11 protein-coding genes are annotated in these 12,281 nt (G+C 63.0%); 7 read left to right on the forward strand and 4 right to left on the reverse strand.

All coding sequences use genetic code 11. The features are described from left to right. Positions 1-62 precede the first annotated feature (62 nt). The 5 genes from X742_RS168805 (at position 63) to X742_RS168780 (ending at position 4,824) form a co-directional block, all read left to right on the forward strand. Positions 63-854, forward strand: coding sequence for an ABC transporter ATP-binding protein (locus X742_RS168805; protein WP_023769618.1), 792 nt, complete (start codon positions 63-65; stop codon positions 852-854). A 293-nt stretch (positions 855-1,147) separates the two neighbouring features. Continuing rightward, positions 1,148-2,026, forward strand: a complete 879-nt coding sequence (locus tag X742_RS168795) for an ABC transporter permease (protein ID WP_023769620.1) — start codon at positions 1,148-1,150, stop codon at positions 2,024-2,026. Further along, the gene (locus X742_RS168790) at positions 2,023-3,177 is read left to right on the forward strand and encodes an ABC transporter permease (protein ID WP_023769621.1); all 1,155 of its coding nucleotides are present in this window, start codon (positions 2,023-2,025) and stop codon (positions 3,175-3,177) included. Before X742_RS168795 ends, X742_RS168790 begins: the two co-directional genes overlap by 4 nt. Positions 3,178-3,217: 40 nt before the next feature. After that, complete coding sequence (locus X742_RS168785; RefSeq protein WP_023769622.1) at positions 3,218-4,189, forward strand: ABC transporter substrate-binding protein; 972 nt, start codon at positions 3,218-3,220, stop codon at positions 4,187-4,189. 191 nt (positions 4,190-4,380) lie between these two features. Further along, positions 4,381-4,824, forward strand: a complete 444-nt coding sequence (locus X742_RS168780) for a CHRD domain-containing protein (protein WP_023769623.1) — start codon at positions 4,381-4,383, stop codon at positions 4,822-4,824. A 64-nt stretch (positions 4,825-4,888) separates the two neighbouring features. Here X742_RS168780 and X742_RS168775 read toward each other — a convergent pair whose 3' ends face one another. The 3 genes from X742_RS168775 to X742_RS168765 form a co-directional block, all read right to left on the reverse strand. Continuing rightward, the gene (locus X742_RS168775; RefSeq protein ID WP_023769624.1) at positions 4,889-6,538 is read right to left on the reverse strand and encodes a thiamine pyrophosphate-binding protein; all 1,650 of its coding nucleotides are present in this window, start codon (positions 6,536-6,538) and stop codon (positions 4,889-4,891) included. Further along, positions 6,535-7,710 (reverse strand): CaiB/BaiF CoA-transferase family protein, encoded by a 1,176-nt coding sequence (locus X742_RS168770; protein WP_015317168.1) that lies wholly within the window; start codon positions 7,708-7,710, stop codon positions 6,535-6,537. The genes X742_RS168775 and X742_RS168770 overlap by 4 nt, the downstream gene beginning before the upstream one ends. A 99-nt stretch (positions 7,711-7,809) precedes the next feature. Continuing rightward, positions 7,810-8,742: an alpha/beta hydrolase gene (locus X742_RS168765; RefSeq protein WP_023769625.1), complete on the reverse strand. Its 933-nt coding sequence runs from the start codon at positions 8,740-8,742 to the stop codon at positions 7,810-7,812. A gap of 185 nt (positions 8,743-8,927) precedes the next feature. Here X742_RS168765 and X742_RS168760 point away from each other — a divergent pair, with 185 nt between their 5' ends. Further along, positions 8,928-9,935 (forward strand): ribonuclease, encoded by a 1,008-nt coding sequence (locus tag X742_RS168760; protein ID WP_023769626.1) that lies wholly within the window; start codon positions 8,928-8,930, stop codon positions 9,933-9,935. A 214-nt stretch (positions 9,936-10,149) separates the two neighbouring features. Then, the gene (locus X742_RS168755) at positions 10,150-10,638 is read left to right on the forward strand and encodes a hypothetical protein (protein ID WP_023769628.1); all 489 of its coding nucleotides are present in this window, start codon (positions 10,150-10,152) and stop codon (positions 10,636-10,638) included. A gap of 28 nt (positions 10,639-10,666) precedes the next feature. Here the strand turns inward: X742_RS168755 and X742_RS168750 are convergent, their stop codons facing one another. Continuing rightward, the gene (locus X742_RS168750; RefSeq protein ID WP_023769629.1) at positions 10,667-11,953 is read right to left on the reverse strand and encodes a GGDEF domain-containing protein; all 1,287 of its coding nucleotides are present in this window, start codon (positions 11,951-11,953) and stop codon (positions 10,667-10,669) included. Between the last annotated feature and the right edge of the window lie 328 nt (positions 11,954-12,281).

Here is a 12,281-nt window from a genome sequence, read left to right on the forward strand (position 1 = left end):
GTGGAAAACAACATCACGATAAAAGCAATCGCTTTCGTGCGGCGGAAGGCAGGCAGCAAGCGATGACGGGACCTTCGCCAGCCGTCGTTTCGGCAAGCAAACTGGACCTCACCTTCCAGACCAATGACGGGCCGGTACAGGCGCTGTCCAATGTCGACCTGACCATCGGCAAGGGTGAGTTCGTCTCCTTCATCGGGCCTTCAGGTTGCGGCAAGACTACTTTGCTGCGCGTCATCGCCGATCTGGAAAAGCCCACTTCGGGGACGATCTCGGTCAATGGCATGACGCCGGAACAGGCTCGCGAGCGACGTGCCTACGGCTATGTGTTCCAGGCCGCCGCCCTGTTTCCCTGGCGCACCATCGAGCGCAATGTCGGGCTGCCGCTGGAAATCATGGGCCTGTCCAAGACCGAGCAGGCGGAGCGGATCAAGCGCACGCTCGACCTCGTGAACCTCAGCGGCTTCGAGAAGAAATACCCCTGGCAGCTTTCCGGCGGCATGCAGCAGCGCGCCTCGATCGCGCGTGCGCTGGCCTTCGATGCCGACCTGTTGCTGATGGACGAGCCGTTCGGCGCGCTGGACGAGATCGTGCGCGACCACCTCAACGAGCAATTGCTGCAACTGTGGGGACGGACGAACAAGACCATCTGCTTCGTTACCCACTCCATTCCGGAAGCCGTCTACCTGTCGACGCGCATCGTCGTCATGTCGCCGCGCCCGGGCCGGGTCAGCGACATCATCGAATCGACGCTGCCGAGAGAGCGGCCGCTCGACATCCGCGAGACGCCGGAGTTTCTGGCGATCGCCGCGCGGGTGCGGGATGGGTTGAGGGCAGGGCATAGTTATGATGATTGAGGCGGGTGACAAGCGAGCGGCGTACCGCGCCTTCGTCATCCTAGGGCGGAGCAGGCGTGTAGCAGCCTGCGCAGACCCCAGGATCCATGCCGCGACATTGGCCGAGAGGCGTAAGCAGCTGAGAATACCCGCCCAACAGAGTGGAGCGCAAGGAGCCGTATTCCGCACCGCTGCGGAGCAGAAATGTAACGGCATGGAGCCGAGGGTCCGCGCCGCGTCGCTTCGCTCCTTGCTCCGCCCTAGGATCACGAAGGCGCATGTGACGAAGGCGTGTGCTCCGCGAGACTTCGCCCATGGATAGCTTCCGCTCCAAGATCATCCCCGTAACCTCCATCCTTCTGGGCGTGGTCGTGCTCTGGTACATCTTCGCCGTTATCCTCAACGCGCCGTTCCAGCGCGATCTCGACCGGCGTGCCAACGAAACCTCCACGTTCGGCGAACTCATAGGCAAGACGCTGTCGCAGCCCAAGCCGACGCTGCCGGCGCCGCATCAGGTGGCGGTGAATTTCTTCGAGAACACTTTTCTGCGGCCCATCAACTCGAACCGCAGTCTCGTCTACAACGCCTGGGTGACGCTGTCCTCGACGCTGCTCGGCTTCGCCTTCGGCACCGCGCTCGGCATCGTCATCGCCGTCGGCATCGTCCATGTGGCGACGCTCGACCGCAGCCTGATGCCGTGGATTATCGCCTCGCAGACGATTCCCATCCTGGCGGTGGCGCCGATGATCATCGTCGTTCTGGCGGCGATCGGCATTACCGGACTGATCCCGAAGGCGATGATTTCGACCTATCTGTCTTTCTTCCCGGTGACGGTCGGCATGGTGAAGGGCCTGCGCTCGCCCGAGATCATGCATCTCGACCTGATGCACACCTACAACGCCAGCAACGCGCAGACCTTCTGGAAAGTGCGTGTGCCGGCCTCGGTGCCGTTCCTGTTCACCTCGATGAAAGTGGCTGTAGCGGCAAGCCTCGTCGGCGCTATCGTTGGCGAACTGCCGACGGGTGCGGTCGCCGGCATAGGCGCCAAGCTATTGGCCGGCGCCTATTACAGCCAGTCCATCGACATCTGGTCGGCGCTGGTCGCCGGCTCCATCGTGGCGGCACTGCTGGTGATGGTGGTCGGCATCGCCGGCCGCATCGTCGACCGCGCCATGGGCGGGAGGCCAGCATGAATTGGCTGAAACCTTCCTGGCAGGCCGTACTGGCAATCGTGCTGTGCCTGATCGCGATTGCGCTCGGCGCCATGTCGAAGCCGGAAGCGGCAGCGCTTGCCGATCCGACGGCCAGTATCGGTTACCCCTATCTCGGAATGAAGGGCTTGATGCTTGGCGTGGCCGTGCTGGCGGCGCTGATCTCCATGGTCAGGATTGCGCCCCTGGCGGAGGCCGTGGTGCTCTTCATGGGCGCCCATCTCGTCGCCTGGCTGCTGATATCGGGCATTGCAGGTTTCGAAGGGACGGCGCTGACGCCGTATTTCCTTCTGCTCACGGCTGCCTGGCTGCTTGGCTGGCGTTGTGTGGCGGTGCTTTCGGGATTGCGGCCGAAGGCAGGATGGGTCCGGACCGCACTGCGTCTGGTCATCCCGGCTATCTTCGGCGCCTGGATCCTGATCATCTGGGAAGCCGTCACACGCGGCGCCGGCATTCCTTTCATCCTGCTGCCGCCGCCGAGCGCCATCGGCGCGCGCATCGTCAGTTCGCTGCCGGTGCTCGGCGCCGATGTCCGGCAAACCATCTTCAAGGCGGTGCTCTTCGGCTATGTGGTGGGCAGCGGCGCTGGCTTCATCACCGCTGTTCTCGCCGACCGTGTACCGTTTCTGCGGCGTGGACTTCTGCCGATCGGCAATATGGTCTCGGCGCTGCCGATCATCGGCGTGGCGCCGATCATGGTCATGTGGTTCGGCTTCGACTGGCAGTCCAAGGCGGCGGTGGTGATCATCATGACCTTCTTCCCGATGCTGGTGAATACGGTCGCCGGGCTCGCTGCGTCCGGCCATATGGAGCGCGACCTGATGCGCACCTATGCGTCGGGCTACTGGCCGACGCTCGTCAAGCTCAGGCTGCCGGCCGCCGCCCCCTTCATCTTCAACGCGCTGAAGATCAATTCGACGCTGGCGCTGATCGGCGCCATCGTCGCCGAGTTCTTCGGCACGCCCGTCGTCGGCATGGGATTCCGCATTTCTACCGAGGTCGGGCGGATGAACATCGACATGGTCTGGGCCGAAATCGCAGTTGCAGCACTTGCAGGTTCGGTCTTTTATGGCGTGGTCGCCCTTGTCGAAAGGGCCGTCACGTTTTGGCATCCCTCTGTCCGTGGTGGATAGGGGCGGTGGGTTCAGGGCACTAACTCCAGAGGGTAAAAAAATGAAAAGACTTATTATTCCAGTTCTGGCCGGCGCGATGTCGCTGGCCGCGTTCCAGGCAATGGCCGCCGATAAGGTGACCTTGCAGCTGAAATGGGTCACGCAGGCGCAGTTTGCCGGCTACTATGTCGCCAAGGCCAAGGGTTTCTATGAAGCCGAAGGCCTAGACGTCGACATCAAGCCGGGCGGTCCCGACATCGCCCCCGAGCAGGTGATCGCCGGCGGCGGTGCCGACGTCATCGTCGACTGGATGGGCGGCGCGCTCGCCGCGCGCGAAAAGGGCGTGCCGCTGGTCAACATCGCCCAGCCGTTCAAGAAGGCAGGCATGGAGCTGGTCTGCCCGAAGGATGGCCCGATCAAGACCGAAGCCGACTTCAAGGGTCATACACTCGGCGTCTGGTTCTTCGGCAACGAATATCCATTCTACGCGTGGATGAACAAGCTTGGCCTCAAGACGGAGGGCGGTCCCGATGGCGTCACCGTGCTGAAGCAGAGCTTTGACGTGCAGCCGCTGATCCAGAAGCAGGCAGATTGCATCTCGGTGATGACCTACAATGAGTACTGGCAGCTGATCGACGCCGGCTACAAACCCGAACAGCTGACCGTTTTCAACTACTCGGCCATGGGCAACGACCTGCTCGAGGACGGCCTCTATGCCTCGGAAGACAAGCTCAAGGATCCGGCCTTCGAGGACAAGATGGTGCGTTTCGTGCGCGCCTCGATGAAGGGCTGGAAATACGCGATCGACAACAATGACGAAGCCGCAAGCATCGTGATGGACGGCGGCGGCCAGGACGAGAACCACCAAAAGCGGATGATGAGCGAAGTCGCCAAGCTGATCGACAATGCCGACGGCAAGCTCGACCCGGCGACCTACGAACGAACCGCCAAGGCGCTGCTCGACCAGAAGATCATCACCAAGGAGCCGAAAGGCGCCTATACCACCGCCATCACCGACAAGGCGGTCAAGTAGTCCTCGCAAGCGCGATCAACAGCGCCTGAGACCGGGTCTGACGATAAAAAAGGGGCGGGCGACCGCCCCTTTTTCATGCGCTCCAATCACAAAACCGTGTGCGGGGATACATTGCGCCGTCAAGCCGTTGCATTGAAGCATGCGCGCGTCGGGGAGCCGCGACGCACGCTCTATCCAATTGGAGGTTCTTCATGCGCGCTTACTCCTTCCTGCCGGCGCTATCGGCGCTCGCCATTTCCACCGCTTTCCTGTTCGCATCACCAGCCATGGCCGAGATGGTAAAATACAAGGCGACCCTCGATGGGGGCCAGCAGAGCCCAGCCGTTACCACCAAGGGCAAGGGGACGGCCACTCTCACCTTCGACACCACCAAGAAGAAGCTCAGCTGGAACGTGAAGTATTCCGGCCTCAGCGGCCCGGCGACAGCGGCGCATATTCACGGCCCGGCGGCGGCGGGCGAGAACGCGCCTCCGGTGATCCCGTTCAAAGGCAAGCTCAAGAGCCCGATCAAGGGGTCGGCGACGCTGACGGATGCGCAGGCCGCGGACCTGGAGGCCGGCAAGTATTACGTCAATGTGCACACGGCGGCCAATAAGGACGGCGAGATTCGCGGCCAGATCGAAAAGGCGATGTAGAGCCCGAAGCGCGGCTAACATCTGACGGCCTGCGGGACAGCGCCCCCCTCTGTCCTGCCGGTCCTTAAGCCTTGTCGCGTATCTGCGTCATCGTCCGGGTCGGGGTGATCGCCTCGGGATCGAGCCTGATCTCGACGATCGCCGGCTTGCCGCTGGTTCGCGCGCGCTCGAAGGCAGGCGCGAAATCGGCTGTCTTCTCCACCGTCTCGCCATGGCCGCCATAGGCGCGGGCAAGTGCTGCAAAATCAGGGTTCTTCAGATCGGTGCCGACGACGCGGCCGGGATAGTCGCGTTCCTGGTGCATGCGGATGGTGCCGTAAATACCGTTGTTGACGACGATGACGACGATCGGCAGGTCGTACTGCACAGCGGTGGCGAATTCCTGGCCGTTCATCAGGAAGCAGCCGTCGCCGGCGAAGGCGACCACGGTGCGCTCCGGATACAGCGCTTTGGCGGCCACCGCCGCCGGCGTACCGTAGCCCATCGAGCCCGACGTCGGCGCTCCTTGCGTGGCGAAGCGGCGGAAGCGATGGAAGCGGTGTACCCAAGTTGCGTAATTTCCGGCGCCATTGGTCAGGATTGCGTCGTCGGGCAGTACCTTTTCCAGATAATCCATGATTGGACCCATCCGCACCGCGCCGGGGCCGGTCTGTGGCGGCGTCGACCATTCGAGATATGAGGCATGGTGCCTGGGCGTCTCGGCCGCCCATGATGGCGTTCCGGCCGGCATGCGCCTGGTGAAAGCCTCGACGAAAGCCGCTGGCGATGCATTGATGGCCAGGGTCGGACGGTAGACCCGGCCGAGTTCGCCGGCATCGGCATGGACGTGCACCAGGGCCTGGTCGGGATAGGGGCTCTTCAGCAGCGTGTAGTCGGAAGAGGGCATCTCGCCCATGCGCCCGCCGATCAAGAGAACGACGTCCGCCTGCTTGATAGCCGTTGCCAGCTTCGGATTGATGCCGATGCCGACATCGCCGGCATAGTTTGAATGAAGATGGTCGAACAGCATCTGGCGGCGGAAGGAACAGCCGACAGGAAGCGACCAGGCCTCGGCAATCTCATGCATCCGCGCGACCGCGTCCGCGTTCCAGCGCGTGCCGCCAAGGATGACGAAGGGACGCTTCGCGCCGGCAAGCAGCATTTCCAGTGCGTCGAGTTCGGCTTCGCCGGGATAGGTTTCTACCGGCGTGTGCGGAAGTGCTTCCGGCGCGTCGACGACGCTGGTCAGCATATCCTCGGGCAGCGATATGACGACCGGGCCGGGGCGGCCCGACGTCGCCACGGCAAAGGCGCGCGTGACGAATTCGGGGATGCGCGAGGCGTCGTCGATCTCGACCACCCATTTGGCGATGTCGCCGAAGAACCCGACGTAGTCCACTTCCTGGAACGCCTCGCGCTCCTTGGCGTGGCTGGCGACCTGGCCGATGAACAGGATGAGGGGAACCGAATCCTGCATGGCGATGTGGATGCCGGCCGAAGCGTTGGTGGCGCCGGGTCCGCGGGTGACGAAGCAGATGCCGGGCTTGCCGGTCAGCCGCCCCTGGCAGTCGGCCATCATGGCGGCGCCGCCTTCCTGGCGGCAGACGATGGTGCGGATCGAGGAATCATGCAGCGCGTCAAGCACCGCAAGGTAGGATTCGCCCGGCACGCAGAACATTCGGTCGGTGCCGTTGGCTTCGAGGGCGTCGACGATCAGTTGTCCACCGGTCTTCATTTCCCAGACTTCTCCAGTTCGGCAAGGATTTCGTCAGTGTGCTCGCCAAGGCGCGGCGAGGGGCGTTCATAAGTAAGCGGTGTGCCCGACATCACCATCGGCGCGCGCACCGACGGCAGGCGGTTGCCATGCCCGTCGTCGAGGTCGAGCCGCATGCCGCGGGCAATGGTCTGCGGGTCGTCGAACATCTGGCCGATCGTGTTGATCGGGCTCGCCGGCACGCTGGCGGCTTCGAGCTTCGCCAGCAGCGGATCGCGATCAAAAATCTTCAGCGCCTCGATGATGCGTGCGCGAAGTTCCACGCGATTGGCGACGCGGGCCGGATTGGTGGTGAAATCGGGATTGGCCGGCAAATCGCCCAGCCCAACCGCGGCGCAGAATTTGGCGAACTGGCCGTCATTGCCGACGGCCAGGATGATGTGGCCGTCCCTGACTGGGAGCACTTCGTAAGGGGCGATGTTCATATGGGCATTGCCCATCTGCACCGGAGACTTGCCGGAAACGAGATAATTGAGGTTCTGGTTGCCGAGCGCCGAGATCTGCGTGTCGAACAGCGCCATGTCGATGTGCTGGCCTTCGCCGGTCTGTTCGGCATGGCGAAGTGCTGCCTGGATGGCGATGACCGAATAGAGGCCGGTGAAGATATCCGAGATGGCGACGCCGGCTTTCTGCGGCTCGCGGCCGGGCTCGCCGGTGATCGACATCATGCCGGCCATGGCCTGGATGATGAAATCGTAGCCCGCGCGAGGCGCATAAGGCCCATCCTGACCGAAACCGGTGATCGAGCAGTAGACGAGGCGAGGGTTGATTTCCTTCAGACTGCCATGGTCGAGCCCGTATTTCTTCAGGCCGCCGAGTTTGAAGTTCTCGATCAGCACATCCGCCGTCGCGACCAGCCGGCGCACCGTCTCGGCGCCTTCCGGCGTCGAGAAGTCGATGGCGATGGAGCGCTTGCCGCGATTGCAGGAATGGTAATAGGCGGCCGACAGGTTCTCGCCGTCATGGCTCATGACGAAGGGCGGACCCCATTTGCGGGTGTCGTCGCCGCCGTCGGGGCTCTCGACCTTGATGACATCGGCGCCGAGATCGGCAAGCAACTGCCCGGCCCAGGGTCCGGCAAGAATGCGGGCGAGTTCGACGACGCGGACGCCTTTCAGCGGGGGTTCGGCCATAAATCACCGTGGTTGCTGCAATCATCCCGATCGCTGCGAAAGCAGAGCCTCTATCAAGCCCGGCAGCGGCTGTCACGGTTCTTGCTATGGGCCAAAGCTTCAGGCTTTCAGGACAGCGTCCGCCCAGTTGGCGAAATCGTCCATGACGGTATCCCGGTTCACCTCGTTCAGGCTCTCGTGGCGGGTGCCGGCGTAGACCTTCGAAACCAGATTCGAAAAGCCCATCCCGCGCATGCGGTTCGCGAGATGGGTGATGCCCTTGCCGTAGTCCGAGGCAGGGTCTTTCTCGCCGCCAACGATGGCGACGGGAAGGCCGCGCCGGATGCCGGCAAAGCCTGCATCCTTGCTGCCGTTCAGCGCCATGGCGACCACATCGCGCCACATCGATATGGAGGGATTCCAGCCGCAGAGCGGATCGGCAATGTACTTCGCGACCTCCGCCTCGTCGCGCGAAAGCCAGTCGAACAAGGTGCGATGGTCGGGGACCGCCTTGCCCCAGGCTTGGAAGGTGAGTTTCGGCAGCAGGCGCGACGGGACATCGGAGCCCAGCCGCATTCGCTCCCAGGCCAGGATGCCGAGCGCCACCTGGCCGAGCGAGCCTTGCGAGAAATTGCCGTTCCAGATGGCGGCGGCATGGATCCGATTCGAGTGCCGTAACAAGTAGTTCAGCGCCACGGACGCGCCCATCGAGTGGCCGAAAAGGATCACCGGCAGGTCAGGCTGCTCGCGGGCGATAAGATCGTGCACGGCATCGACATCGGCGATCACCTTGGCCGGTCCGTCCTTGTCGGCGAATCTGCCGAGCGGCGCGTCTGGCGCCCTGGTCGCCCCATGGCCACGGTGGTCATGGACATAGACATGGAAGCCCCGGGTGGCCAGGAAACCGGCGAAGCGGTCGTAGCGCGCGGCATGTTCGGCCAGGCCATGATTGATCTGGACCACCGCACGCGGAGAGCTGTCGGCCTGCCGGATCAACAGATTGAGGTCGGCCTTGGTCGGCGAGCGGACCACGCGCTGCTGGCTGAATGGCATGCCGGCTGGCCTCCCCCTGGTTCCGCCCTTGCAATGTCCAACGTGTGCGCCGGCGCCAGATTTGCGTCAATCGGGCCTGCCGGCTTTTCCGCGACGATCTTTCTTGCCACGGGCCCGCAAAATATCGCAATTCTGACATGGAGACAGCTTCAGTCTGTCGCCCACTTTCCAGCAGGGGATTCTCCATGCGCATTGCTGTTGTTTTCGGATTGGCCTTGCTGGCGGGCTCGCTGGCAGGCGCGGCGCATGCCGACGTCAAGATGAGCGGCACCTTCGTGGCCGACGCTGCCTGTCCCGCGACGCAGGCGATCAAGAACGGCAAGAATCCCGGCAATGTCTCGACCGATGCGGGCAAGACCTATCAATTGCTGGCCGGCAACAAGGATGCTCCGACCCACTACCTCATCCTAGTGCCGGGCGCCGATCCCGAGCGCCGTTGGGTGAAGGTCAGTTGCGGCCATCTCTCGGGCAGCAGTGCCGTAACCGCGCCGGCGGCACCCGGCGGGCAAGGCAAGCCGGCGGCCTCGGGAAAACCCGAATATGTCTTCGCGCTGAGCTGGCAGCCGGCCTTCTGCGAGACCAAGTCGAACAAGACCGAATGCAAGGCGCAAAACCCTGGTGAATTCGATGCCACCAATTTCACGCTGCACGGTCTGTGGCCGCAGCCGAACGGCAATTTCTATTGCCAGGCTTCGGCCAGCGACAAGGCCAATGACAATCCGGCTCACTGGCAGGACCTGCCACCAGTCAACCTCGATGCCGCGACCCGCGCCGAGCTCGACAAGGTGATGCCGGGCACCGCCTCGAAGCTGGAACGGCATGAATGGATCAAGCACGGCACCTGCTACGGCAAAAGCCAGCAGGAGTATTTTTCCGACGCCCTTCATCTGATGCGTGAGGTCAACAGCTCGCCTGTCCGCGACCTTTTCGCCAAAAATATCGGCGGCAAGCTGACCGCGGACCAGATCCGCAGCGCCTTCGACCAGGCCTTCGGCGCGGGAGCAGGGGACCGGGTGCGTGTGTCCTGCCTTATCGATCCGTCGAGCGGCCGGCGGCTGATCGGCGAACTGACGCTTGGCCTTGCCGGCCCGATCGGTCCGAACAGTTCGCTCAAGGATCTGCTGCTGGCCTCAGTGCCGACGAACAAGGCCGGTTGCCCGACCGGCACGGTCGACGCGATCGGGTTCCAGTAACGCACGGGCACGTATTTAGGCAGCTAGGCGGGCTTTCGCTTGCCATGCCTGCTGTTATGTTCGCAGGGCGGTTCATTCAGCGGGGGTTGCAATGAGTGGCATAACGAGCAGCGCGCTGGCGCGGCTGGCTTTCTGGGCCAAGGGCATGGTTGCGATCAACGATGCTCGCATGGAATGGCCGGGGTTTTCCTATAGCCAGCCCTAGTGGGCGCGCATGCGCGCACTGTCCGCACCGATCGGCGCCGGCACCTATCATCTCTTTACGATCATCAACGCGGTGATCTTCATCGCAATCGCCGCGCTCGGCATTTTCGGCGTCTTCCTGCCGCTGGCCACTGTGCTGTTTCCGGTGCCGGCGGAGACCAGCGCGCTGAAGTTCTCGCTACTCCTGGCCGCCTGCGCCTTCCTCATCATCGGCCTCGGCCTGCCGATCTCGATGCGTCTGTCGGCCATGCTCGTCGGTGGCAAGAGGATGCGTGAGACGCTGGTTCCGGCGGCCGGAGACGATGCGCTGGCATCGAAAGTCTCCTGGCAGATCAACCGCATCATGCTGATCATGTGCGGCCTGCTGGTGCCGGGCATCCTGCTTTTCATCGCCCACGACATCCAGGCCGGGCCGATCATCACGGCGCTGAAATGGCTGGCGATCGTGCTGATGGCCGTCTCGACCATGACAGGCATTGCGCGGCACAGGAAATCGTAGCGACAAGGTTAGACCTGGATTGACTTGGCTAGATCTGGGCGGACCTGGTCCAGGCGATATCGGCGTCCGCCTCATGCCCGCCGGGTTCGCCGACGACGCGGTCGCGTCCGGTCGATTTCGCCTTGTAAAGGCGCTGGTCGGCGAGCGCGAACAGGTCAGCCAGGCACTGCGTCGTCTCGCTGACCGTGGAAACACCGGCGCTGACGGTCAATTCGAACCGGCTGGTGGCGGCCGATGCCTTGAGCGCGGTGCGGACGCTTTCGCCGAAGAGCCTGGCGACGGAATGCGGACGCGAACTCAGGATCGCGAATTCCTCGCCGCCGATCCGGAAAACCTGGTCCTCAGCGCCTGCCGCCTCGCAAAGTACGGTTGCGACCGCCTTCAGCACCTTGTCGCCTTCGGCATGGCCGAAACGATCGTTGATCGACTTGAAGTGGTCGACGTCGACGATGAGCAGGCTGAGCGGCCTCGCCGTGCGCAGGCTGGACTGGACGGCTGCCTCGCCATCGGCATCGAAGCGTCCCCTGTGCAGCAGGCCGGTCAGGCCATCGCGGCCGACATGTTCGACCAGCGCCTCGTAGCGTTCGCGATAGGTCAAGGTCTCGAAGATGTCTGTCAGCCCACGCGGCATCTGGACATCCCGGACCTCGAACCATTTGAGATAGGCCACCAGCATGGCGCTGAAGGTCAGTGCCGCCGCCATCTTGGCGAACCAGCCGCCGAAGAAGACCGCGATCGGCGCGCCGGCAACAAAATGGAGCGCGGTGAAGAACCCCGCCTGATCGAACGTCAGCACACAGGCGACGCAAATCAGGATGCGTGCGAACCGCGCCTTGCGCAGGACGCGGCCAAGTTTCTCATAGAGCAGGATGATCAGGATGGCGTCGACGAACAGCAGCGTCGTGCCCCAAACCATCAGCCAGCCCATCTCGTCGATGAAGCCGATGTCCGGGAGCCGGCCATCGGGTAGCGGAGCGATGGCGTGCAGGCGCAGGAGCAGAACCAGACCGATCATCACCGCATTGCCGAGCAGCAGGCCATAGATCGGCTGGCGCACGGTGGCGGCATCCTCCTTCATGTAGAGCAGAAGGAGCATCACCAACTTGCCGGAAAACAGCACCGCCGAGCCCGGCGAGACCATGCCGAACGGCAGCGCGACGTAGAAGACGCTGGCGAGATAGGTTTCCAGGAAATGCATGACGCCGAGTGCGCAGATGAAAACGCCCAGGCCGATGCGCTTGCGGAAGCGGAAAAGTGTCACCATGACGCTGAAGTAGACGATCGCTTCGGCAAGGAGCAGGAAACTGTTCAGCAATGCCGTCGATCCGCTCTCTGTTCGAAATCGCGGCCAGCCAGCGATTCCACTCCGATCCTGTTTTGACGTGGAAGGGTTAACCGGAGATTTCCGCGCGCCATCGACGGGTTGAAAACCTGGCTGTCGGTGCACACTTGTCCGTGTGGTTGGCTTGATATGGCAAAAGCGATTGCCGTTCGGCGCCGCATCGCCTACATAGCGGCCAACCTCCATTCAATTCGACAAATCCAGTCATTTTTTCAGGGAAAGCGCGCGTGGCACGCCAGTTCATCTATCACATGGCCGGCCTCAACAAGGCCTATGGCACCAAGAAGGTGCTCGAGAACGT

It is taken from the genome of Mesorhizobium sp. LNHC229A00 (assembly GCF_000502415.1).
In the GTDB taxonomy this organism is placed as follows: domain Bacteria; phylum Pseudomonadota; class Alphaproteobacteria; order Rhizobiales; family Rhizobiaceae; genus Mesorhizobium.